The sequence below is a fragment of the Trichocoleus sp. DQ-A3 genome, assembly GCF_039961975.1.
GTDB lineage: Bacteria > Cyanobacteriota > Cyanobacteriia > Cyanobacteriales > FACHB-T130 > FACHB-T130.
Map to the genome: position 1 here is coordinate 121,845 of NZ_JAMPKC010000002.1, position 23,833 is coordinate 145,677.

18 protein-coding genes are annotated in these 23,833 nt (G+C 46.3%); 5 read left to right on the forward strand and 13 right to left on the reverse strand.

The window, feature by feature from the left end; genetic code table 11:
• The first annotated feature begins 32 nt into the window (after positions 1-32).
• Positions 33-905, forward strand: coding sequence for a macro domain-containing protein (locus tag NDI44_RS03560; RefSeq protein ID WP_190412400.1), 873 nt, complete (start codon positions 33-35; stop codon positions 903-905).
• An 88-nt stretch (positions 906-993) separates the two neighbouring features.
• Here NDI44_RS03560 and NDI44_RS03565 read toward each other — a convergent pair whose 3' ends face one another.
• The 3 genes from NDI44_RS03565 to NDI44_RS03575 all read right to left on the reverse strand — a co-directional run bounded on the left by NDI44_RS03565 (position 994) and on the right by NDI44_RS03575 (position 4,395).
• On the reverse strand, positions 994-1,614 hold the full coding sequence (locus tag NDI44_RS03565; RefSeq protein ID WP_190412401.1) for a DNA-3-methyladenine glycosylase: 621 nt from the start codon (positions 1,612-1,614) through the stop codon (positions 994-996).
• A gap of 23 nt (positions 1,615-1,637) precedes the next feature.
• Positions 1,638-3,533, reverse strand: a complete 1,896-nt coding sequence (locus NDI44_RS03570; protein WP_190412402.1) for a potassium transporter TrkA — start codon at positions 3,531-3,533, stop codon at positions 1,638-1,640.
• Between the two features lie 508 nt (positions 3,534-4,041).
• The gene (locus NDI44_RS03575; RefSeq protein WP_190412403.1) at positions 4,042-4,395 is read right to left on the reverse strand and encodes a DOPA 4,5-dioxygenase family protein; all 354 of its coding nucleotides are present in this window, start codon (positions 4,393-4,395) and stop codon (positions 4,042-4,044) included.
• 542 nt (positions 4,396-4,937) lie between these two features.
• On the opposite strand from NDI44_RS03575, the gene katG reads away from it, so the two are divergent.
• The gene (gene katG, locus NDI44_RS03580) at positions 4,938-7,166 is read left to right on the forward strand and encodes a catalase/peroxidase HPI (protein WP_190412404.1); all 2,229 of its coding nucleotides are present in this window, start codon (positions 4,938-4,940) and stop codon (positions 7,164-7,166) included.
• A 381-nt stretch (positions 7,167-7,547) separates the two neighbouring features.
• Here the strand turns inward: katG and NDI44_RS03585 are convergent, their stop codons facing one another.
• The 6 genes from NDI44_RS03585 to tmpT all read right to left on the reverse strand — a co-directional run bounded on the left by NDI44_RS03585 (position 7,548) and on the right by tmpT (position 14,000).
• Complete coding sequence (locus NDI44_RS03585) at positions 7,548-8,066, reverse strand: DUF1993 domain-containing protein (protein ID WP_190412405.1); 519 nt, start codon at positions 8,064-8,066, stop codon at positions 7,548-7,550.
• 178 nt (positions 8,067-8,244) lie between these two features.
• Positions 8,245-8,715 carry a cupin domain-containing protein gene (locus NDI44_RS03590; protein WP_190412406.1) on the reverse strand — a complete coding sequence of 157 codons (471 nt, stop codon included), beginning with the start codon at positions 8,713-8,715 and terminating at the stop codon, positions 8,245-8,247.
• A 426-nt stretch (positions 8,716-9,141) separates the two neighbouring features.
• Positions 9,142-11,154: a methyl-accepting chemotaxis protein gene (locus tag NDI44_RS03595; RefSeq protein ID WP_190412407.1), complete on the reverse strand. Its 2,013-nt coding sequence runs from the start codon at positions 11,152-11,154 to the stop codon at positions 9,142-9,144.
• A gap of 310 nt (positions 11,155-11,464) precedes the next feature.
• Positions 11,465-12,439, reverse strand: coding sequence for an aldo/keto reductase (locus NDI44_RS03600; RefSeq protein WP_190412408.1), 975 nt, complete (start codon positions 12,437-12,439; stop codon positions 11,465-11,467).
• 104 nt (positions 12,440-12,543) lie between these two features.
• Complete coding sequence (locus tag NDI44_RS03605; protein ID WP_190412409.1) at positions 12,544-13,347, reverse strand: sulfite exporter TauE/SafE family protein; 804 nt, start codon at positions 13,345-13,347, stop codon at positions 12,544-12,546.
• 14 nt (positions 13,348-13,361) lie between these two features.
• Positions 13,362-14,000: a thiopurine S-methyltransferase gene (tmpT, locus tag NDI44_RS03610; RefSeq protein ID WP_190412410.1), complete on the reverse strand. Its 639-nt coding sequence runs from the start codon at positions 13,998-14,000 to the stop codon at positions 13,362-13,364.
• 136 nt (positions 14,001-14,136) lie between these two features.
• Here tmpT and NDI44_RS03615 point away from each other — a divergent pair, with 136 nt between their 5' ends.
• The gene (locus NDI44_RS03615; RefSeq protein WP_190412411.1) at positions 14,137-14,556 is read left to right on the forward strand and encodes a helix-turn-helix domain-containing protein; all 420 of its coding nucleotides are present in this window, start codon (positions 14,137-14,139) and stop codon (positions 14,554-14,556) included.
• 222 nt (positions 14,557-14,778) lie between these two features.
• Here the strand turns inward: NDI44_RS03615 and NDI44_RS03620 are convergent, their stop codons facing one another.
• Positions 14,779-15,531, reverse strand: a complete 753-nt coding sequence (locus NDI44_RS03620; protein ID WP_190412412.1) for a DUF4336 domain-containing protein — start codon at positions 15,529-15,531, stop codon at positions 14,779-14,781.
• 182 nt (positions 15,532-15,713) lie between these two features.
• On the opposite strand from NDI44_RS03620, the gene pyrC reads away from it, so the two are divergent.
• Complete coding sequence (pyrC, locus tag NDI44_RS03625) at positions 15,714-16,766, forward strand: dihydroorotase (RefSeq protein WP_190412413.1); 1,053 nt, start codon at positions 15,714-15,716, stop codon at positions 16,764-16,766.
• 180 nt (positions 16,767-16,946) lie between these two features.
• Positions 16,947-17,567 carry a heme-binding protein gene (locus NDI44_RS03630; RefSeq protein ID WP_190412414.1) on the forward strand — a complete coding sequence of 207 codons (621 nt, stop codon included), beginning with the start codon at positions 16,947-16,949 and terminating at the stop codon, positions 17,565-17,567.
• On the opposite strand, the gene NDI44_RS03635 is transcribed toward NDI44_RS03630, so the two are convergent.
• The 3 genes from NDI44_RS03635 to NDI44_RS03645 form a co-directional block, all read right to left on the reverse strand.
• Positions 17,564-17,860 carry an antibiotic biosynthesis monooxygenase gene (locus tag NDI44_RS03635; protein ID WP_190412859.1) on the reverse strand — a complete coding sequence of 99 codons (297 nt, stop codon included), beginning with the start codon at positions 17,858-17,860 and terminating at the stop codon, positions 17,564-17,566. The genes NDI44_RS03630 and NDI44_RS03635 overlap by 4 nt on opposite strands.
• Positions 17,861-17,907: 47 nt before the next feature.
• Positions 17,908-18,132, reverse strand: a complete 225-nt coding sequence (locus NDI44_RS03640; protein ID WP_190412415.1) for a hypothetical protein — start codon at positions 18,130-18,132, stop codon at positions 17,908-17,910.
• Between the two features lie 283 nt (positions 18,133-18,415).
• Positions 18,416-23,764: an AAA family ATPase gene (locus NDI44_RS03645; RefSeq protein ID WP_190412416.1), complete on the reverse strand. Its 5,349-nt coding sequence runs from the start codon at positions 23,762-23,764 to the stop codon at positions 18,416-18,418.
• Between the last annotated feature and the right edge of the window lie 69 nt (positions 23,765-23,833).

The following is a 23,833-nucleotide window of genomic DNA, read 5'->3' on the forward strand; positions in this document are numbered from 1 at the left end:
GACACTATTAACTTCATCAAACAACATACTCGATGAATGATAAATTCTCAGGAGCTGGTGTTTACCTAACTCTGTTGAAAAAAGTTGGATTAAAACGATTCGCAACTTCATTTTCTAGTAATTTTGGTTGGTTTTGGCTCTTTATGGAGCCAGCTAGTTTTTTTATTCCAGAGAAACTCAACTTTGGCTTATCAGGTTATTTAAGCTTGGTTTTTGTATCTCTTGCTCTGGCAATTATCCAAAATCTTCCTCGAAAAGCTGTATCAAGTAGTCTATCTTCACCCGATACAGAGATTGAGATTAAGGTTGGAGACCTATTTCATGAAAATGGACATTTAGTTATTGGTTCCAATGATGTCTTTGATACTGAGCTAGGGGAAATCATCAGGGACTCAAGTGTACAGGGGCAATTTCTCAAACGAGTTTACAAAGGTAACTTTAGGCAATTCGATGCCGAAATCGAAATTGCACTTCAGGCTCATAATAGTTCTCGCTGTCTAGACCCTGATAAAACTCGTGGCAAAGCTTGGCGATATCCAATTGGCACTGCACTCACACTCGGCTCTTATGAAAAACGGTACTTTCTTATCGCCTATGGACACATGAACAATGATTTAACAGTTGAGTCAAATCCTGATTTCATATCAGTTTCATTGGATAATCTCTGGCAAGAAGTTCGCCGTAGATGCAACGGTACAGATGTGGCAATTCCAATTATCGGTTCCGATCTTGCCCGTAGTGGTCTTTCCCGAATGCAACTAGCCAAGCTGATCATTACTTCCTTCATTCTGGAATCAAAAAGAAGATTTATCACACGCAAACTGACTGTAATGATTTATCCAAAAGATTTGGATTCTGTAGATTTTTATGCACTTCAGGAGTTTCTACAGTCCGTTTGCTTTTGAAAAGACTTCTTCAGCTAATAGGATGGCAGTGTGATCGCCAGTGTGAATGAAGGAGTGATCGCATCTTCCCCCCTTTTCGCAGCAGTCCTCAAACTGGCTTTAGCTCCAAACTACGCCACAAGTACCACGAGGCAATACTGCAATAGGGCTTCCACTTTTGTCCAAAGCTTTCTGTTGTCTTGCGGTCGGGAAGTGCCTCAAGATTGTAGAGTTTCCGAATCCCTGCACGTACACCCAAGTCATCCACAGGCAAAACATCCCACCGCTTGAGACGGAAAATCAGGAGCATCTGCACAGTCCATCGTCCGACGCCTTTGACCCGCGTTAGACTCTTGATAATCGCCTCATCGTCCATGACTTCCAACTCTTCAAGCGTAGGCAATCCGTCGCTCGTATGGCGTGCCAAGTCTTTGATATAAGAGATTTTGGGGCGTGAAATCCCCACGCCGCGAAGGACTTCATCTGGCGTGTCGAGGACATCTTGCGCTGAAGGAAACAGAGTGTCTGGGTAAAGCTGGAGAAACCGAGCGTGGATGACTTTAGCCACCTTGGTGGAAAGTTGTTGGTGGAGAATTGACCGGGATAGGCAAAAGAACAAGTCTCCCTCCAGTTCGTACTGGTTCAGTTGACACGCACCAATTTGGTCAATGAGTCGTCCCAGGATAGGGTCGGAATCTTTGAGAAAGTCAATCGCGATCGCGTACATCAATACAAAAAGATTGAAACTGAAATTTAGTTTTCTGCTAATAGAACGATCGTATCTTGCGGGGCAAACGTAATCAGTTGATCTTTTTTGGGATTGATCGTCACCCCATAAGCTCTACCTGAATTATTAGCATCCGCTTTACAACGATAGCCAATTGCTGATTCACCACGTTGCTTGGCGGCTTCAACAACTGTGTAAAAATTAACGGGATGATCGAGCGCAACATACTCACCGATAGGCTTAAGATAAATTTCTGAGCCTTCAGGACTAAAGAGATCGGCAAACACAGCATTGAGGCTTTTCTGTTCGGAAACTTGAGCCAGCAGCCGACTAACAATTTGCTCGCTGATGACAAAATCATCCGGGCGAGCCACTTGTGCCAAGGCTTGATTTCGCAAATCTAAAATTTCCGTGACAACCTGAAAATTGCACTTATAGCGATCGGCAATATCCCGCAGATAAAGCAATGTAATCAAGATTTGAGCATCCGCTTGCTCTGGTTCTAAGTCAGTATTGCAGAGTACGAGAACATGATTGTATTTAGTTAAGTCGAGGCTTTCTAATACCTGACGCTCGGTAGGATTTCCCTGAGAATACCGCACAGTCTGTTGTTGTAAGTTGAGCGATTCAGTTGATACGACCTCAGCCTCTGGAAACTCAGCAACGACTGTAACGGTGGAGCCGGGAGCAACGTAACGATCGAGTAGTTGAATAATGGTAGAAATGCGGTTATTCCAGCCCAAAATTAAGGTGTTTTCTGCGGCGGCGATCGCATTTTTCTCTTTAACTTGAATCGCTTGACGATCGATAGGGATATTAGATAGTTGAGATAGATGAATGGTACTGTCATCTTCGCTAATCAAAACAAGTTGTTCGTTGGGTTGTAACGACCTGTCGATCGGTGGATTAAGCTGGATCGTCCCATCAGCGTGTTTAATTCCCAGTACCGCAGAATCGTTGTAGGCTAAAAGCGCATCGCCGTAGGTTTTTCCTTGTAAAGTTGGTTCTGCTTTGATATAAATTTCATTCCCACTAAAATCAAGTAGCTCCATGTAAACCGTTGATAAGCCTGATTGACGACAGGTTTGCACGACGATCCGCGAGATGAGATCGTTCGTCAGTAAAACCTCTATGTCGTTGCGTCCGATTAGACTAACAACGTCGGAACTCTTGGGGTCTTGAACTTGAGCAACGATGTGATAAGGCTGGGATACGCTGCGCGGAATACTGGTAATTGCCAGCAGAGTTTTTATGAGTTGAATATCAGAATGGGCATTGGATGAGCTTAAAATCACGATTGAGCGTGCCGTTTGGACGTTAACCATCCCTAAGTCAGTAATATTGCTGGGACTACCCGTGCGACAAACTAAGCGAATTTTGGAACGTTTACCCAAGATATTAGAAAGGGTATCTTCCATCTGTACTTTGTCCTCTTCACTGAGAATGACAATGCAAGTACCGGGTCGATTGGCATTAGCAAGAGTGAGTTCTGAGATGAGGGTAAATACTTGCAGCGACCAACCCAAAATTACGATGTGATCGGTTTCAACGACACGGGAACGTCCTTTCCGTAAGTCTTCTAGCTTCGTATCGATGCCGCTACTGAGAATGCCGATTAGGGTACTGATGATGAAGATACCGCCAAAGGTCACAAAGAGCATCGCAAACCGAAATAGCCAGCCTGTATCGCCGCCCATTGCGCCTGAGTCTAGAGTCCGCATGAAAACGCTCCAAATCGCTTCTGGAGGATGAAGGCGATCGCTTCCTTCCGGCGCAACTCCGGTGATGCTGACCAAGAATCCCATTAAAAAGATAAAGGCTAGAGAGGTCAAGGCTAATCCGCCAATCAGAGCAACAGTACCTCTAGCCATGAAATTATCGAACCCGTAGCGGACGCGCTCTGAAAGCGTAATTTTACTCATCTTGATGGAAGTTTCCTTGCTGCGATGACAAATAGTTTTAGGTGAGGGAGCGGAACTCCTAATTTTGGATGAATTTCAGGTTCCCTAGTACCTTTCGGTAATCTATATAAGTATTCCCAGATTTACTGGCACTACAGCTATTTTTTGAAAGTTTGTTACGAAGGGCTGAGCTGCGTACCTTTTTAGTAGAAGCGATCGCACGTTGCAAAGAATCAATTATTGACCGGATGAAACCCAGGAATATTATGAGGAGTTACTGTCGCTCGAAGACAAAATAGATAGCTTAGTGTACCGTCACAACTCACAAATGAAGCAAGCTAATTGCCTACGGAAACCAACTTCTAGTACACGATCAGATGCTGGGCGATCGCTCTCAGTTTAGGTACCGAACTGGGCGAGAGGTGTGAAAATGGGGCTAGCCTTCACTTTGTGAATGGGAGTGCGATCGCCCCATAACACCCTTATTAGGGGAGATAGACAACTGCGATCGCCACTAGCTGTCTCATTATTAGCGGATTCCAATCGGCCTTAAAATCTCGATATTCAGCTCTAGCTTCTCTCCCAACCACAGAGAACGATCGGTGTGGTCTCCCACATCATCGCCTGTTGAGGGGTGGACGAGAATATCCAATCCCTCACGATTGAGCATTAACCAGGGGACAACCTTGCCAAATTGCTCTGGTAAGAATGCAACTTGATACATTGCCTTTGGGTGTGGACCAATGGGCTTGTCATGCCATCGTCCGAGTTGCACTTCAAAAGACGCGCCCAATCCTTCACGTACACGCGCCGCCGCATCACGACTGGAGGTATCGAAGTAGATATGAGCATGAAAACCCGTAATCTGGGCAGTATCTTTCATAGCGCTTAGCTCCACTTTATCTAGGCGTCAACGAATCGTAATGGTTGATATTTCTCTGTGGCAGGCAATACTTGCATCATAACTGACACTCTTGTCCGTCTAGTGCGATCGCCCCTTGCCATAGGTTGGGTTGACAGAAGGAAACTCAACATCCCCATTCGGCAAAGTTTGATCTAATTCGATAATGAACAATCAGTGCGATCGCAATGAGTACACTGTGCTAGTAACTTAACAAACCTAATAGAGTTGCGATCTGCGCGACGCTTCGGTGACGCCTGCTGTAGGATGCAAGGGAGGGCTGTAGGGCGAATGCAGCAGCGCTGGACTACACCCCACTTCGCTAACGCTATCGCACTCTTGGTTTATTGGTAATTAACTAATTTGTTGCAAATCACAAATTCATTGTTTCAAATCATAACGTTGATTATATTTCTCTTCAATTATTTGTTCATCGATTATTCCAGTAATTACTATGTGCTATTTGTTGGCAATACCCGCAATACATCAAAAAATCGACCCACACATCTTGATAGGAAAATAGTATGAGCAGCCAAAGCGGATGCCCATTTACGGGCGGCGGTCAGAAATCTCAGCCTCGTCATATGCCGTCGAACCGAGACTGGTGGCCGAATTATTTGAATCTGAGCATCCTCCACCAGCACACCCCCCAAGCCAATCCTATGGGTGAGGAATTCAACTACGCTGAGGAATTCAAAAGTCTGGACTTAGCTGCCTTGAGGGCAGATATCTACGAGCTGATGACCACCTCCCAGGACTGGTGGCCAGCCGACTACGGTCATTATGGGCCGCTCTTCATTCGGATGGCTTGGCACAGCGCCGGCACATATCGGATTGGCGATGGTCGCGGCGGCGCGGGTTCGGGTAGCCAGCGGTTTGAGCCGCTCAACAGTTGGCCTGACAATGCCAACCTCGACAAGGCGCGCATGTTGCTTTGGCCCATCAAGCAGAAATACGGCAAGAAAATTTCGTGGGCTGACCTGATGATCTTCGCCGGCAATTGCGCCTTGGAATCGATGGGCTTCAAAACGTTGGGCTTTGCTGGTGGGCGCGTGGATGTCTGGCAGCCAGAAGAAGACATCTACTGGGGTTCTGAGAAAGCTTGGCTCGGCAATGAGCGTTACGAAGGCGATCGCGTACTCCTGAATCCCCTCGGCGCTGTTCAGATGGGCCTGATCTACGTCAACCCGGAAGGACCAGACGGCGAACCCGATCCGGTCGGCTCAGGGCGCGATATTCGCGAAACCTTTGGTCGGATGGCGATGAACGACGAGGAGACAGTCGCGCTCACCGCTGGTGGACATACCTTTGGCAAATGTCACGGTGCGGGCGAGGCGACGCACGTAGGTGCCGATCCTGGGGGTGCCACCATCATCGATCAGGGTCTTGGCTGGAAGAACGCCTTCAACACGGGTGTCGGCGTTGATGCGATCACCAGCGGTATCGAAGGCGCATGGACTCCCACGCCGACGCAATGGGACAACAGCTATCTCGAAACCTTGTTCAAATATGACTGGGAGCTGACGAAAAGCCCCGCTGGCGCGTGGCAATGGAAGCCCAAGGGCGACGCTGGTGCGGGTACGGTACCCGACGCGCACGATCCGTCGAAACGCCACGCCCCCATGATGACCACGGCGGACATGGCGATGAAGATGGACCCCATCTACAACCAGATTGCGAAGCGTTACCACGACAACCCGGATGAGTTTGCCGAGCAGTTCGCCAAGGCGTGGTTCAAGCTGACGCACCGCGACATGGGACCCCGCTCTCGCTATCTCGGCCCGGAGGTTCCCCAGGAAGAGTTCTTGTGGCAAGATCCCATCCCCGCAGTTGACCATGAGTTGATTGATGAGCAAGACATCGCCGCTCTCAAAGCCAAGATTTTAGCTTCGGGGCTGTCTGTCTCCCAACTGGTTTCGACCGCTTGGGCGTCGGCAGTGACCTTCCGCTGCTCCGATATGCGCGGTGGCGCGAATGGGGCGCGCATTCGTCTTGCGCCGCAGAAGGATTGGGAAGTCAACCAGCCAGCCCAGTTGGCAACGGTGCTGCAAACCCTAGAGGGAATCCAACAGGAGTTCAACAGCTCGCAGTCTGGCGGGAAGCGGGTTTCGATCGCTGACTTGATCGTTCTGGGCGGCTGCGCGGGCATTGAGCAAGCAGCGAAGAACGCTGGTCACGACGTGACGGTTCCCTTTACACCGGGACGCACGGATGCATCGCAAGAGAAAACGGATGTAGAATCCTTCGCTCCACTTGAGCCGACGGCGGACGGGTTCCGCAACTACACGAGCGGCAAACACAGCGAATCGCTCGAAGAGCTGCTGGTGGATCGGGCGCAATTGCTGTCCCTGTCAGCCCCTCAGATGACGGCTCTCTTGGGCGGCTTGCGCGTCCTGGGTGCAAACTTTGGAGGGTCTAAACACGGCGTCTTCACCCATCGCCCAGAAACGCTGACCAATGATTTCTTCGTGAACCTGCTCGACCTGGGTACGACGTGGAAGGCGACCTCTGAAGATGAGTATGAGTTCGAGGGGAGCGATCGCAAAACAGGCGACCTGAAGTGGACTGCGACCCGTGTTGACCTGATCTTCGGCTCAAACTCTCAGCTCCGCGCCCTTGCAGAAGTCTACGGATGTGTGGACTCGCAGCAGAAGTTTGTCAATGACTTTGTAGCAGCCTGGGACAAGGTGATGAACCGCGATCGCTATGACCTTCGCACAGTCTTAGCGTCAAGCTCTGCTAGGGGTTTTTAGCCTAGCGGACGCTAGACTAACCCGCGGCAATCTTGAACGCGGGTAGAAGCCAAAAACAAAACGGAGGGCGGCGTTTCAATTTGATTTGAAACGCTGCCCTCAGTTCTAGACCCTAACGCCAAAGCCACTTAAAAAGCTGTAATTGGGTTCTTGTTAGTGCCAATTTGCGAGCTTTAGCATAACCTAGAGCAGTCACCAGAACACCCAGAAAATCGAATACACAACGGCTGTTCACAGCATTGCGTAGAGTTGCATACAGAGTAGATTTAACCTCTTGATATACGTCGCTGCTGGTTCCAAAGCATAACAGCTCAAATCAGCGGCGGCAATAATCCCGAATTTAGAGCGAGTGACTCTTGACCGTCCGCTACATTTAAATAGTTAGGCCTCATTCTTTCTGATTAATGGCACCAAGTGCAGCATGTAATCTCGTTTTCCAATTGGTACACCAGCCATGCGAAGAATATCGTAAGCTGTGACCATATGGAAGTAAAAGTTTGGAATTAGAAATTCATTCACGTAGGCATTACCAGATAACTCGACGTAGAGGTCCTGACTCAAGTTAATGCGCGTCACCTCAGCTAGCTTTGCATCTTCAGCGTTAACACCCAAAAGAAGTTCCTTAGTGTTTGCTATGTGTTCGTATGCCTGTGTGAGAGCTATGACGTCTGGCTCTAGATTATTCGCAGGTTTGCCATCACACCACAGAGCAAAGTTGCGTGGTTGATTGCAGGTGAAAGCAATCTGTGTACCGAAGGGAAACATATCAGCTGCAATGCGCTTTTGAAGAAACGACTCGTCATCACAAAAATGAGTCTGAGCTGACTCCAAAAGATGCTCAAGAGTCGCTAAGCGGCTTTGAAAGAGGGTTCGGATTAAATCTATATTCTGGCTTTGCATTTTGCGATCCCTCAAGTCTTTTCTATGAACCCTAGCTGTAATTAGAACAAATTTCAGCCGAACACTCTTGGCCAGCGGTTGCCAACACTTTATTTAACTCCACAAGTGGCCGCTGCACCAGAGTTGTTATGCTGCGATCGCTCCAACAGATATCAATCCTCAGTAGATTGCTTGCTGCTCAAAAAAGTTGAAGCGCTGACTCATCAAATATGTAGGCGGACTCATCATCCCTAATCACTCGTTTACCAAGCCGAGGAAAAACGCCAACATCTAAGCGTCCTGCTTCTCCACCTATCAGATATACAAGGTCTTCATCGAATGGATTACGAAGATGATGGGGTTGTTGAGGTAGCCCAAAGCCCATGAAGTCTCCTGGTTCGACTTCGTACTCCACATCTCCAATTTCCGCAATACCTCGACCTGACAAAATGTAAACCCATTCTTCTTCATTCTGGTGAGCGTGGAAAATGAAGGATTCTTTGCCTGATGGTACACGAGCAATCGTTACACCAATGCGTTTAAGACCAACAGCACGCCCAAGGAAGCGTAAATAAATTTCTGAATTGGGGTTAAGCGGATGACGAAACTCAAACGCATCCATTGAATTGATGTCTGATGCTTTCAGCAGGGAATGTTGTTCATCAGTCACGTTGATGTCCTCCTATCAAGTTGGTAAAGGGTCTGAGCACCACAATAAAGCCTAAACCGCTCCGCAGATACCCTTCACCTGCCGCCCTACCGAAACCTCAAAATAATTCAATCTTGAACATCGACAGATAGCCCTTTGGTTGCCTCTTTACCGAAGACTCAGCAGCATAACGGTACAGTTGAGCCGATACAGATAACTTTGTGATTCCAACTAATCAATTTTGATGTTCGGCGGGTGCATGGGCGTTGTTGTACCGCGTAGTTATGGAACAAACCCAAACGAATCCATAGTTGTCGTGCTACTACTTGAGCAGGGCTATTCACCTCCAAATACGCCACAGTAACTTCTCCAACCGGAGTTCTCCCTAAAGCTTCACCAGATTCAATACTGGCCTGGAAATGCTCACTCCATTGGGATTAATTGGGACTATCCACGGTTTGCAGCTTGACTCAAAGCATTCATCGCACTGACAACTTGCTGAATTCCGCTCGACTGTTGTTTAGCCGTTAGAGAGATTTGCTGACTATTCACTGTAATCGTATTGACTGCATCTACGATCTCTTCCACGGTTTTACGGCCTTCATCGGATACTGCCACAGTAGCTTTCGTCGCTTTTTGAATACTGGCTACCAGTTCACTAATCTGTTCAGCCGATTTACGGCTTCTATCCGCTAGTTTTCGAATCTCAGCAGCCACAACAGCAAAGCCCCTACCGTTTTCGCCTGCCCGAACTGCTTCGACCGCCGCATTGAGTGCCAACATGTTCGTTTGGTTAGCTAAATCACTAACTAAGTTAGAAATCGCATTGATTTGAGTCGTTTGATCTCTAAAGTGTAAGATTTGTTCTCCAATTTGTTCGACCTTCGCTTTTAAGCTAGAAGCAGTTCCAGAACCGTTCTTTTGCTCACTATCATCAATCAATATGAGAACTTGGCGCGCTCCAGTTGCAGCCGCTTCAGCTTGTTCAGCCGCTTGCCGAGAAGAGGTATTTAACTCATCCATTGTGGCAGTCGTCTGATTGACCGAAATAGCCTGCTGCTCCAGGTTTCTCTGTAATTCTGTCGTTTTAGCCTCCAATTCTGTCGTTTTAGCCTCCAATTCTGTCGTTTTAGCGGCGACCTCTCGGATCATTGTGTTGAATGCCTGTGCTAACCGACCTAACTCATCTTGGCTGCTGTCATCAAGAACCACCTGAAACTCTCCATTGGCAATTCGATTCGTTGCAACAGTGATTTCTTCTAAAGGAGTTGCAATGCGCCGACGTAAAACCCAAAACACAATTGCTACAACAATCATGAGGGAGCCAAAGCCTAGAAACAACGTAAAGCGAGCTAGCGAGATCGCTTTTTCAGCCAAAATTGCTTTGGGTAAAACGGTAACAAAGTACCAATCAGGTCCCTGTAGCGTAGTGACAGCTAAGTAATTGCTCTCGTTCGGATTATCGATGACGACTTGATCGGTTGCTTTATTTGTGACCGCCTCAAAAATACGTTTTAGCTGAGTGTCTCCTGATTCAAGAATTTTAAACTCACCTTTTTGTTGCTGAATTTGCTCCATCAATTGCGGATGAGCGATCAGGCGACCATCTTTTCGAAAAATTAGGTTATAACCGCCTTCAATGTGCTCCTCGATCGTTCGCTTAAATAAATCATTCAGTAATACATCCTGTCCAAGAGTACCGATGATTCTGTCATTAGAGTAGATAGGCGTTACACAAGAAAGAATCCAGATTTTAGCAACCCCATCGATTTGAGCCCCCGACCAAACCGTTTCTCTGGCTGGATTGTGCTTCTGGTCACCAACCCACACATATTCTTCCTTAGATAAGTCAAAGCCAACGGGGGCATCCTGTGCCCATGTTGGATAATCAGGCCAGTAAATAACAGCAATATTCTCTGGCATATTCAGGTAGAGATCCGGAAAGCGATTATGCCAGGGTGGACCATAGGCATTGATTAAATCGTAGGACGTTACTACGCGACGGCGAATGTCATCATTGATTAGAACTGGCTTATCAATGAACACGCCTGCTTGCCGTTTGCCATCGAACAAGTTGGGGCGATTGCGGGTTGCCCCATCGGGAAAACGCACAAATAGCTGATCGAAGCGAGCTTTCACGCCTTCGCTATCAGTATTTTCCAAGCGTCGTAGCCACTCCTCCTTAAAGATGGCATGGTTATCTTCTGCCATTAAAAAGATACTTTGTTCTCGTTGACCTCGCTCTATTACATGACTCTTGAGTTGGTCTAACGTCTGCGACTTGAGAGTAGAAACAATCTGAAAGTAGCTAATCGCTGTTGAGCCAACAATAACAGCCGTAACACTAAACGCAATTTGAATAAGTGTTCGACGAGTAAGTGATTTTTTCGTTTTAGCTTGAGAAGATAAGGATTTTTGACTCTGAGAGCCTTGTTTTGTAGGAGAATGAAAGTCAAACATTTATAGTTTTAAGTTAACAGTTATGTTTTAGCTTAATTAAGCTGCCCACAAACTATTTAAAGTTAGTAAAAATCCTTACAATTTGAAATAATACTGAGAGTTGTGCTAATACTGAGTAAGCGGCACCTGAGACTGTAAATTATTTTGTGAAGCGGTCAAAATTAACTCAAATATTAGAAGGTCGCCTATGCCTCGCCGTCGTCGCGAAGATAGGCATTGCATAACAGAGGGCGTACATGCAGCATAAGGAGTGCTCCGCTGCTCAGCGTGCGATCGCAATTCCCGCCGAGAGCATCGGCTCCACCCCTGTTTAAGGAACCCGCCCACCCCTAGCTGCTGTAAACAACGAGTACCACTCTTCCCGCGTCAAAGCGACTTCATCGGCTAAAGCGCACGCTGCAATCCGTTCTGGTTTAGTTGACCCCACAATCGGTTGAATGCCCGCAGGATGGCGCAACAGCCAAGCGAGAACAATGGCTTCACGACTTGTCTGCTTTGCCTCAGCCAACAGACTCACGAGCTGAGCCGTCTTGCTCAACGCCAGATCGGCTTCTGCGTTGGGTTTGAAAAGCTTGCCACCTGCCAGCGGTGCCCAGGCCTGTATTAAGATATTGTGGTTGCGGCAGTAGTCCAGCGTTCCGGTTGCCAAGGCTGAGCTGACGCCAGACATGTTTGCAACAATGCCCTCGTCAATCAAATACGAGTGCAACAGGCTTAGCTCCACCTGATTGATCAGCAGCGGTTGCCCCACGCTCTTTTGCAATAGCTCAATCTGCCCCGCTGTATGATTACTGACCCCGAAGTAGCGCACCTTGCCCGCCGTCTGCAACGCATCAAAGGCTCGCGCGACTTCCTCGGGTTCTACTAGCGGGTCAGGGCGATGCAGCAGCAGAATATCGAGGTAGTCGGTTTGCAGTCTTTGCAAACTGCCTTCCACGGACGCGACGATGTGCTCATAGCTAAAGTCGTAGCGCTGGGGGTCGCTTGGCTGAGGATCTCCCTCGAAACGAATACCGCACTTCGACTGAAGCACAATTTGCTCACGCAAACCTGGGGAGGCTTTGAGCACATCACCAAACACCTGCTCTGACTTGCCCCGCGTGTAAATATCTGCATGGTCAAACAGGGTAATGTCCGTTTCTAGAGCTGCCTTAATGACCCGAGATGCACTTTCCCTCACATCTGTAGAAAGCGGTGTATCATCCCAAGTGCCGCCAATATTCATGCAGCCATAGGCAACTCGCGAAACTCTCAAATCAGTGCCCGACAGCGTGTAGGTATGCATCAGCGTCTAGAGCTAGGTGGAGCGATGAACAGGTCACTCTGTCCCCATCCTACTGGCGGTCACAGCATCTGCCCACTAATTAGGAACACACTTTTAGGTCAACACTAAACAACTGAGAAAAGCATCTTGATACTCAGAACCAGCGAGAGAACGGCGAATATCTTCTTCAAATGAGTCTCAGGTAAACGATGAGAATAGCGAGCACCATAGGGAGCCGCAATCGAACCCGCGATCGCGATTACTAAAAAAGCTGGCACATAGATAAAGCCAATCGTATAGGGAAGGCTCAACGTTTGAGACCAGCCACTCATCATGTACCCAACAGTACCTGCGATCGCAATGGGAAATCCAATTGCAGATGAAGTACCAATCGCCTTTTTCATCTCCATATTCTGATAGCTGAGGTAAGTGATTGTTAAAAAACCACCCCCCACCGCAGCAAGAGCGGATACCGATCCAATGCCTGTTCCCGCTAGCAATAAGCCACGTAACTTAGTCGGCTTTCGGCTAGCTTTTGGTCGCCAATTTAGAAACATCTGACCCGCGACCAGAGCCATAAACAGCGCAAAGAATATAGCGATGTAAGCTGAGTTGACCTTGGCGGCGATGCGGGTAATCAGAAAGGCACCCACCACAATGCCGGGTGCCATCCCGTAAACCACCTTCCACAATACAGTTCCTTGAGCAGCATGGGCGCGAATACTTGCGATTGAAGAAATGATCGTGCAAGCCAATGTTGTTCCTAACGCCAAATGAACGACGTTATCTGCACTGATACCCTGGTTACTAAAAATGGATACTAGCAGGGGAACGAGTATTCCACCGCCACCAACCCCCAGTAAGCCTGCCATAAAACCGACAAAGAAACCCAACAAAATGTACAACAACATCCATTCAATACTCAGCATATCAACCTAACTTTTTAGAATCTTTTGAGCAACCAAATCCTCTCAATTGCTGCAACTTTTCCCTTTAATCCACCAGTGATTTCCCTGCTTTCAACAGAGTTCAATTGATAAGCAGACGCATAATGGTGTTTTACTTCTGCTTCACCGACTGAGAATGGAGGGCCATCCATGAGTTGTTGATTGTATTCGTAAGAAATCAGCAACTGCGGTGCCGCGTGGGTGATTTCCATCAAGTGTGACGTATATTGATGACGCCTATTTTCAGGCATTGCAACCAACGCTGCGCGGTCATATACCGCGTCAACCGGCCCAAGAACTTCAGCAGACACATCAAAAATATCGCCAACAAATATGTCGATATCCTTGGCGGAGTAGTGGGTTAATTTACCAACTCTGGAGATTTTTGGCTTGACTCCCAGGTCGTTAAACAATTCGTTAATTGCAAGTTCGCTTAACTCTGCACCAACCACTCGATGACCACAATTAAGCAACCATGCAAGATCGCGCGTCTTGCCACACAACGGTAGAAATACACGACCGCCCTTCGCCACATTTAATTTTTCAAAATGTTCGACAAGGAATGGGTTTTCCTCACTTTGGTGAAAACCAATATCTCCCGCTTCCCATTTTTGCTGCCAAAAACTTGCTTCCATATCAACGCCTCCATTGCTCAAGGTATCCATCATCTGCCACAAACCGATCGCGTCAGCCTTGTGCTTATTTGTGTTTGAATATACGATACAACTTCAAGTTGACTTGAAGTCAAGCAGTCGTTGCACCAAGAAAATCATGGATATCACTGAGGTCTCAAAGGCTTCTGGATTACCGACCTCAACGCTACGATTTTATGAGGAAAAAGGACTGATCCAGTCGAACGGCAGAAATGGCTTACGGAGGCTCTTTGATGCCAGTGTCATAGGACGGCTCGCTTTGATTTCCTTGGGGCGTAGCGCCGGTTTCTCCCTCGATGAGATTCGTGAAATGTTTACGCCTGAAGTCCCTGAAATCAATAGAACGCTGCTCTTAGCGAAGGCAGATGAGTTAAACAAAAAGATTAAAGAACTGACTGCGATGCGCGATGGACTTCGTCACGCAGCAGCCTGCACTGCGCCTAACCATTTTGAATGTCCAAAATTTCTGCGACTCCTGCGTATTGCTGGTAAAAATCGCTTTAGGCAACCCAAGAAATTGAAGGACAATAAGCTTTAAGCAAGAAGCTCAGAAAAAGTAAGGCAAACGATATTAAATGCTTTTAGAAATGCTTAACCTAGCCCTTCACAATACGTTCAGTTATACAATTTAGTCCAATAACGCCCTAAATGCTTGCTGGCTAACGGCAAAAGTGAGCGACGGTAGATCCAAGTGAAACTAAGCATGAGATCCTTTACACTATCCGCTTCATTAAAGTGTTAGCTTGCTGTCGTCTAAACGTTATTCAAGCCAGCGAAAAGCACGGCGTAACTCAGCAGTACCGTTATTCTCATACCAACGACCGTGGGATAGGATAACTTTTTCAGGGTTCCACTGAAGTATTCGCTGTAAGCAGCTACGTGCCTGTTCCTTTTTCCCGATAAATGTCATTCGCAAATCCAATGGGAGTTTTCCATCCGGATCGGCAACACCCCCTAATTTAAGTAGCCAGTGCAACTGCTGACTCACTTTATTTAGTTCAAAGTTTTCGATGAGATCGGCAAGGATGAGAGTGGCGCTCTTGCGGTGGAAAAAGACGACTTCTTCCATAAATCGACCGCCACGAAAGATTAATTGGTCTAGGTCTGCTACCCACTCATGTGGCGGTTCATCTTCCAAGTCAGCATCAAAATCCACTGCAATTTTCTGCTGCGCGGCACGATCGCGAACACCTGGAGATGCCCATGCTATAGCTTCTGAATAGGCGCTAGTCCAAGCACCGATATGGGCGTAATGAATTTTGTTGGGCGAAATGAGGTGGCGCAGTGAACCGAGGGAGTCAATTTGAGCTTTCAGTTCTGGAGTCAATTCTGTTGGTGAATGACACCATAGGTCACCAGTGCTCAGTCGCACAATCGTCATTCGGGTTGGGAAGGGAACCTTTGCTCCATACATTGCCATCTGCACGATGGAACCATCTACGATCCAAATATCTTCGTCAACCTGTTTCAGAAGGTTGATTGGTTCATAAAGTGCGATCGCGTCGTTGCTCATAGCTATGAAAGGAAGGTAAAGGCTTACTGCTCTAGCGCGGGGTATAAAAGTAGGCTAGCAGTGCCCATCACCTGCCGCAAGTAACCTCTGCATCAAACCGATTATCTGTTGGTAGGTAGTGTGCCTGGGCGTTGTTAGCTTGGTCTTCCTTGCTAAATCACTCGCGGTTTTATAATTGAGTGATGCAAAAGCTTACGATTACCCAACCTGACGACTGGCATCTGCATCTACGTGACGGTGCAGCGCTGAAAGCGGTTCTGCCCCATACGGTGCGTCAGTTTGCCCGCGCTATCATCATGCCGAACTTGAAGCCCCCAGTACGCTCGGTAGCTGATGCTGCGGCCTATCGCGATCGCATCCTTGCAGTGATTCCGGCTGGGAAACAGTTTGAGCCACTGATGACGCTCTACCTCACCGACAACACCAGCCCCGAAGAAATTATCCGAGCTAAAAAATCCCAGTTTGTCAAAGCGGTCAAGTACTACCCAGCCGGTGCAACGACTAATTCAGACTTCGGTGTGACGGACATTCGTAAGTGCGATCGCGTCTTTGAAGCGATGCAGCAGGTAGAGCTGCCTTTATTGCTGCACGGGGAAGTGACCGATCCAGATGTTGATATGTTCGACCGCGAGAAAGCGTTTATCGAGCGACATTTGATCCCCCTCAAGCAGCGATTTCCCAACCTGCGCGTGGTACTTGAACACGTTACCACCTCAGATGCTGTGCAGTATGTCCTGTCTGCCAACAATATCGCTGCAACAATTACACCACAACATTTATTGTTTAACCGCAATATCCTCTTTCAAGGTGGCATTCGTCCTCATTTTTACTGCCTGCCCATTTTGAAACGAGAGGAGCATCGCCTTGCGCTTTTGCAAGCAGCAACCTCTGGCAATCCTAAGTTTTTTCTTGGCACTGATAGCGCTCCCCATCCCCGCAATGGCAAAGAAAGTTCCTGTGGTTGTGCGGGTTGCTATTCGGCTCTGCACGCGATGGAGTTATATGCAGAAGCTTTTGAGAGCGTTGATGCACTCGATAAACTTGAAGCTTTCGCCAGTTTCTATGGGCCAGATTTTTATCAACTCCCGCGCAATACCGAACAGATTACCTTGACCAGAACGACCTGGCGCGTTCCCGATGAATTGCCATTTACTGAATCTGGACTTGTGCCTTTACGGGCAGGTCAGGAGATGACGTGGCAAATGCTTGACGCTAGCATAGCTGAGGCTAATTGATTTAGGCAATCGTGTTATAGACACGCTATTCCTTAGGTTCGGAGCTGATGGGTAAAGGTAAGATAGGTACTGTGTCGAGAGGGAATTGCGATCGCATGATTGCGCTGTGCAAGGAAGGTGAAACCCTGCTCGCATGAAAAACTGCCAGACTGAGAATAGGATGAATTTCTGAGGTTCCCTGTGAAGCTAGAGAACATATTATTCCCCGTAGGAATCCTGGTAGTAGTTGCGATCGCATTTTTCGCCTACAGTGCTACCGCCGCTCCCTTGCCAGAAGGATTTCCCCCTCCAACACCAGAAGGGCAAATTGAAGTCAAACAATATCCCGCATACCGTTCTGCCACAGTTCGCTATTCAGGAGAACTCTCAATGGCAGCTAATAGAGCTTTTGACCCTCTTTATCGCCACATCAGCTCTAACAATATCTCCATGACGGCTCCGGTAGAAACCCGTTATCCAGTTAACACCCTAGAAGCCAGTGAGATGGGCGCATCCAATGAACGGGGTGAAGCACTTGTTTCATTCCTCTACCGCAGCACTGACATCTACCCTTCTGAGATTGCACAAAACATTCAGGTAGAAGATATTGCACCCATGACAGTCGTCAGCCTTGGGCTAAAAGGCAGTTACGATTACGTAAGCTACCAAAAGAACATAGAGCGCTTACGGGAGTGGTTAGCGCAGCACCCGGAGTGGACTGTCGTCGGTTCACCTCGCCGCTTCTTCTACGATGCTCCCTATGTCCCCGAACCTGCCAAGCGCAGTGAAATCCAAATTCCAATTCGTCGGGTAGATGGCTAGCGAAAAGCAACGACCTCATAGTGTTCCACTGTTGGGAACGGGTCATAGAAGTGATGCAACAAGGAACGCCACTGTTGGTACTCTGGCGATTGTCGAAACCCAATCGTGTGGTCTTCTAACGTCTGCCAGCGCACAAGTAGAATATAGCGGTTCGTGGTTTCTAAGCAACGTTGGAGTTCATGAGAGATGTACCCTGGCATGGAGGCAATGATGGTTGAAGCTGTTTTAAAAGCAGTTTCAAACTCATTAACCATACTGGGCTTAACATCAAGGATGGCAACCTCTAGTATCATGGGCTGGATGTTTTTAGCACGGATACTGTAGTACAAGGTGCTATCAACTAGCGGCGGCTTTCACAGCATCGCTTTCTCTTCAGTAACATTGGTGCAGTCGAGAGTGCATGAATGATACTCAATACATCATAAGTCCACTGAGGAAGGATTAACGTCATCGCAATTTCTTCTAGGGTGTGAATAATGCCCACTGCGATCGCAAGATTCAGCGTCAATCCTCCATAACAAAAGCCGAAGAGAGCGATCGCTCTAATATATCGCTCTTGTGTCACTCCAGGAAAATAAAAATAGTAGCCAATGGATGAAAGCCCTACTCAATGGACAATCTAGCGATCGCTTGCCTGATAGAAACTCATGTCATAGCCTCAAATGCTAAACCTAGCTTGGTGTAAGGAGTTCAGCTTTCGCTCAGGCGAGAGTGACAAAAGAGCGATAACAAGCGGTGAAAACGGGTATCATTCATCAGTAAAGAGACAAAGGCTGAAACCTATACATATCAATAATTCCAACTCAGAGTTGCCCCAGGTTGCACCAACCTTCTATTTTTGCCTAGTCCTAATCGCGTTGAGTGCAGCGCTGTTGATAAATTTGAGCTGCTTTATCTGTAGGATTGCGGCGCAGGCACTCAGCAAATAATCGCTCAGCATCTCTAAGCTTTTGCCAATGGTAGAGTATCAAAGCTTCTTCAAATAGCGTTCTCGTGGCTACCTTGCCCTCATAAGTCTCAGGCGGATCGGCATCGAAAACTTCAAACATCGATACCGCTTTTGATTTTCCCTTAACTTTTACGCGATCGATAAGACGGATAGCATACTGGTTAGAATCTGGCAAAGACTGGAAAGTGTGGTGACTAATTAACAGCGAAATCCCATATTGTTTGGTCAAGCTTTCTATCCGCGAGGCTAAATTAACTGCATCGCTAATCACCGTGCTATCCATCCGGTTTTTTCCCCCAACCGTACCGAGTATTAAAGAACCTGTATTGATGCCAATGCCAATCTTAATCGGTACGTATCCAGAAGCGGTGCGATGTTGATTATATTCGGTAAGACGATGCAGCATATCAATTCCTGCTTTCACTGCATTATCTGCCTTACCACTAAATAGAGCCATAATTGCATCGCCAATATATTTATCAATAAACCCTTGGTTTTCAATAATGGCTGGCTCCATGTGAGATAAATAGGAATTAATAAATTTGAAATTGTCTTGAGGGTTCATACTTTCCGATAAAGTTGTGAATTCGCGAATATCAGAAAATAGTACCGACATTTCCTGTTGAACTTGGTCGCCTAATTTAACATCAGTAATGCTCTCTTTATCCAATAATTGGAGGAATTGGCGGGGGACAAAGCGCTCAAAAGCGTGATTGAGTTCGGTGAGATTGTTGTAGAGACGGGCATTATCAATGGAAATTGCGGCCTGAGAGGAAAGCAGATTTAAGAGTTCTACGCGATCGGGAGTAAAAGCCTCTGTGGTTAGGTTGTTTTCTAAATAGATAATTCCTGCGAGTTTACCTTGATGTTGGAGAGGAAAGCACAAAATTGATTTAGGCTTATGTACTTTGATATAGGGGGAATGAGCAAATTTAGGGTCATTAGCAGCATCGTTCAAGACTACACTTTCCTGCGTGCGAGCCACATAGTTAACAATTGTGTGAGACATGAGAAGTTTATCATTAGGTTCCCATACAGACTGGACGGGGATTGACTGCAACACAGTCACGCCATCTTTATCCGCAGATCCTTCAGCTTCTATCAGCAATTTTCCCTTTTTTTCCAGAATCAAAAAGCCCGTTTGCGCTCCGGCATTCTCAATAATAATCCGCATCAATTTTGCCAGTAATTTATCTAGCACAATTTCTTCAGATAGAGTTTGCGAAGCTTTCATGATTGCGATCAAATCCAGTTCAGAGGAAGTGCTACTTCCTGTTGTGGTAGGCGGCGTAGATAGCTTAGTGCTAAGTGTTCCCCTGTTAGAGGGCTTTCTTTGTAATAAGTGAGGATAGCGCGTATCTAAATCGTTAACTTTAGCTGTTGCACCCCAGCGGAGATAGCAATAACGGGCATCTTGCATATAGACTTGCGCGATTTTATCTTGATCTAAAGCGAGATAAAACTTAGCGGCGAGTTCGTGTGCTAGTGCTTCTTCATTGATGTATTCATGTTCTTTAGCAAGAGCAATAGCTTTTTTGTAATAGTCCATTGCCATCATCTTCTCTCCTTGAACCCGGTGCAATTCTGCTTCCACTAGATAAAACTTGTGTAAATGATTCATTGGGGCATAATGCGCCCGTTTTTTGAGTTTTTTCTGGTTAGCTCGCACCTGGTTAAGTAGGCGTTTCTGCTGAAATTTAGAGGTGGAAGAATATGTAGCAATTCGTGCGAGAGAATCGTAAAAGTAAAACAACGTAACGATCAGCAACCCTACTGCATTATCTACACATCTTGCCGCTAGTGCCGCATTGTCTAGGGCTTCCTCGTACTCTCCAAATAGGTAACAGAGTGTCAGTTTTTCAAAATATATAAAAAAAAGTGCGGTTCGGTCATTCGCTTCAATAAGCAGGGGCAGTTTTTTCGACTCGTCAAAAAAATCGCCAATTAAACGGCAGGGATTTTTCGATTGCCCCATCAAATTCAGCGCCCTCTGCCGATTTAGACTAATCTCATGCAGGTTTTGCTCTTGCTTTAATTTTTGGATAGCATCGCTGTATTTGGTTGCCTCCCGCTCAACAACAGCTAACTCCTGTCCTATGCAATAGGAATGGTAGGAATACATCTCTACGCAATACGTCCCATATTCTAAATCTCCTGTTTCTAGTCCGATAGAATATCCGAGCAGCAAAGGCTGTAACGTCTGTCTTCCATGCTCCTGCCAATGCCTAATAAAGTAATTAAAAATAGAGATTACTCTAGTTTTCACGCTTCTAGCGTTGAGCCGCTCTGATAGACTTAAAGCTAGATTGCCAAATTTATAACCAGATTCAATGTCTCCTAATACTCCACAAAGAATCAAACCATAAGATACATACATCACTGAGGAGAAGGAAGCATTGCCGTATTTGAGCGAGATATTGATACCTTTAAAAATAACCAGTGGGAATAAATTAGGAGCCGCTCTATAGGAAGCAGAAACCATTCTCGCTAGAATACGACTTGCTGCCAACTTATCAGGAGCAGTCATTTCCGGTAAGTCGATTAAGTCCTCAATGCGTTTCCCCCGCAAGGCTAACTTTGTCCCTGTCAAACCGAGTAAGACATCTAACTTACTGGGCTTTTTAGGCAAACTGACTCCTAACAGTTTCAGAACTGTTAGTCCAGTATCGAGTGCTTCTAATAGCTCGTCCTGTGCTAGATAAGCAGAGATTTTGACTTCATAAACTTTCACCTTATCCAGCAATACTTTGCCGTGTTGCAACACGACTGGAACTAATCTCTCCATTTCATCGAATTGACCGCACAAATAGGCAGCTTCTGCGGCTTCTACATACAGAGCAAGTGTAGTATTGTACTGCCTCTGCCAACTTGACCCTGCTTCACTTCCCTTTTTGCTAAGGGAGGACTGAGGGGGGTTCAACAATTCTAAGCCGCTGGTTAAGTAGGTAAGGGCGGGTTGATAAGCGACTGATGCTTTGGCTTTCTTGCCAGCTATTAGGTTTAACTTTGCCAATTCATCTCGTTTCTGCTGGTTTTCGAGCAGGTTACTGCCGAAATTCAATTGATTAACAATGTCAAAGATTTTTTCCTCTTGCTGCTGGAGTGGGGTATTATTCAGGAGCAGTTGACCGATTTGCAGATGGTAGGCTTGCTTGCGGTGTTCAGGAATGAGAGAATAGGCGGCTTGTTGGATGCGATCGTGGACAAACCTGTAAGCTACCTTGAATTCCTCCGGATTTCGGTTTGTTTGCAGAAATTTGTAATCATCTCCCACTGGGACAATTAGACCTTCTCGCACGGCTGACCACAGTTCCTTTGCCGTTTCTGTTTGCGGCTTTTCACCTACAATTGAGAGAGTTTTTAAATCAAACTGGTTACCGATACAAGCAGCGGTTTTTAATACTTCTTGCGTCACTTCTGGTAGTTTTTGAATTTTTTGAGTCATCAACTCAACAACATTATCAGTAATACCTCGTGCTTGAATTTGCTCTAAATTCCACTGCCAACTGCCACTGAGAAAATCGAAATCTAATAGGTTTTCTGTATAAAGCGACTGGAGAAACTCTTTCAGGAAGAACGGATTACCCTGAGTTTTAGCAAGCACTAATTCGGCTAATGGCTTTGCTCTTTCTGCGTCACACTTAAGCGTATCGGCAATTAATTGATTGACACAACTTAAATCTAACGGCGAGAGCAAGATAGAATTTACAGTTGCTCCAGCTTTTTGAATTTCTGATAAGGTAATTTTCAAGGGATGGGCTGCACTGACTTCATTATCCCGATATGCTCCAATTACCAGTAGATACGAAGTATCTACATCAGTCATCATTAACTGCATTAATTTCAGAGTAGCGGAGTCGGCCCACTGTAAGTCATCTAGAAAGATAACTAAGGGATGCTCTTGTTGACAAAAGACATGAATGAAGTTTTGAAAGACTAAGTTAAACCGATTTTGAAATTCAGTCGCGGCTAGCTCTAGGACGGCTGGTTGCTTGCCAATAATCAGTTCGATTTCGGGGATGACATCAATAATAATTTGTCCGTTGGCTCCTAATGCTGATAGGAGTTTGTCACGCCATACCTGTAGTTGTTCGGACGTTTCAGTTAGCAGTTGTCGAACTAATTCTCGGAATGCACTGACGATAGCACTGTAAGGAATATTTCGCTGGAACTGGTCAAACTTACCAGAAATGTAATAACCGCGTCGTTCGGTAATGGGTTTATAGATTTCTTGAACTAATACTGATTTACCAATACCGGAATAACCAGCAACGAGCATGAGTTGGCTGGTACCATGAGTTATCTGCTCAAAAGCTGCGAGTAACGTTTCAATTTGGCTTGACCTGCCATAGAGCTTCTGCGGGATTTGAAATTTATCAGAAATATCTTGTTCGCCTAAAACAAAATCTTCAATTTTATCACCACTTTCTAGTTGCATCAGACAGAGCGCCAAATCGTCTCTAATGCCTAAAGCACTTTGGTATCGTTCCTCTGCTGTTTTCGCCATGAGTTTCATCACGATTTCTGAAACGACTAGAGGAATTTCGGGATTAACTCTATGGGGTGGGACGGGTTGTCTAGCAATATGACAATGAACCAACTCCATTGCATCGGTAGCGTCAAAAGGCAATTGGTTTGCCAATATTTTATAAAAGGTAACTCCCAGCGAGTAAAAGTCAGTGCGGTAATCGATCGCTCGATTCATCCTGCCTGTTTGTTCGGGAGAAATATAAGCTAACGTTCCTTCTAAAACATTAGGGCTTTTTAAGGCAGTGTTTTCCCTGGACAAGACTGTGGACAAGCCAAAGTCAATAATTTTTAATTCTCCGGTTTGAGAGTTAAAAACAATATTGGACGGGTTAATATCTTTATGGATAATGTTTGACTGATGAATTCTCCCCAGACTTTCAGCGATCTGAATGGCGATTTGGAGAAAATCTAATAAGGTAAACTGTCTTTTTTCGAGTAATCTCTCTAAGGATTCTCCACCGAAATCCTCTAATAGCATTACCAGTGTGTTGTTATGTTTTCGTAGCTCGTGAGCCTTCACAACTCCCCCTAGTTCAAAGCTACGGGTGATTTCATATTCCTGCTGGTAACGGACAAGTTCGGCAGGGGTAGGATAGTCTTCTTTGAGGACTTTCAGGATCAGCCGTTGGTTATCTTGTTCTCTAATTCCCCGGTAGACAAGTGTACTGGTGCTTTCGTAAATTTGGGCTAAAACTTTAATTCCAGGGAGTTTAATCATGTTTGGGTCTCCATTTTTGGCAGTCATGAACTTTACGGGCGATGGTCAACGACTGCTGATGGTACTCAA

What these genes read in the sequence shown, in the direction of transcription:
- katG (WP_190412404.1), top strand. Translation starts at nt 4,938, where the DNA reads ATGAGCAGCCAAAGCGGATGCCCATTTACGGGCGGCGGTCAGAAATCT.
- NDI44_RS03600 (WP_190412408.1), bottom strand. Translation starts at nt 12,439, where the DNA reads ATGCATACCTACACGCTGTCGGGCACTGATTTGAGAGTTTCGCGAGTT.
- NDI44_RS03635 (WP_190412859.1), bottom strand. Translation starts at nt 17,860, where the DNA reads ATGATACTAGAGGTTGCCATCCTTGATGTTAAGCCCAGTATGGTTAAT.
- tmpT (WP_190412410.1), bottom strand. Translation starts at nt 14,000, where the DNA reads ATGGAAGCAAGTTTTTGGCAGCAAAAATGGGAAGCGGGAGATATTGGT.
- NDI44_RS03585 (WP_190412405.1), bottom strand. Translation starts at nt 8,066, where the DNA reads ATGCAAAGCCAGAATATAGATTTAATCCGAACCCTCTTTCAAAGCCGC.
- NDI44_RS03605 (WP_190412409.1), bottom strand. Translation starts at nt 13,347, where the DNA reads ATGCTGAGTATTGAATGGATGTTGTTGTACATTTTGTTGGGTTTCTTT.
- NDI44_RS03645 (WP_190412416.1), bottom strand. Translation starts at nt 23,764, where the DNA reads ATGATTAAACTCCCTGGAATTAAAGTTTTAGCCCAAATTTACGAAAGC.
- NDI44_RS03560 (WP_190412400.1), top strand. Translation starts at nt 33, where the DNA reads ATGAATGATAAATTCTCAGGAGCTGGTGTTTACCTAACTCTGTTGAAA.
- NDI44_RS03575 (WP_190412403.1), bottom strand. Translation starts at nt 4,395, where the DNA reads ATGAAAGATACTGCCCAGATTACGGGTTTTCATGCTCATATCTACTTC.
- pyrC (WP_190412413.1), top strand. Translation starts at nt 15,714, where the DNA reads ATGCAAAAGCTTACGATTACCCAACCTGACGACTGGCATCTGCATCTA.
- NDI44_RS03615 (WP_190412411.1), top strand. Translation starts at nt 14,137, where the DNA reads ATGGATATCACTGAGGTCTCAAAGGCTTCTGGATTACCGACCTCAACG.
- NDI44_RS03595 (WP_190412407.1), bottom strand. Translation starts at nt 11,154, where the DNA reads ATGTTTGACTTTCATTCTCCTACAAAACAAGGCTCTCAGAGTCAAAAA.
- NDI44_RS03620 (WP_190412412.1), bottom strand. Translation starts at nt 15,531, where the DNA reads ATGAGCAACGACGCGATCGCACTTTATGAACCAATCAACCTTCTGAAA.
- NDI44_RS03570 (WP_190412402.1), bottom strand. Translation starts at nt 3,533, where the DNA reads ATGAGTAAAATTACGCTTTCAGAGCGCGTCCGCTACGGGTTCGATAAT.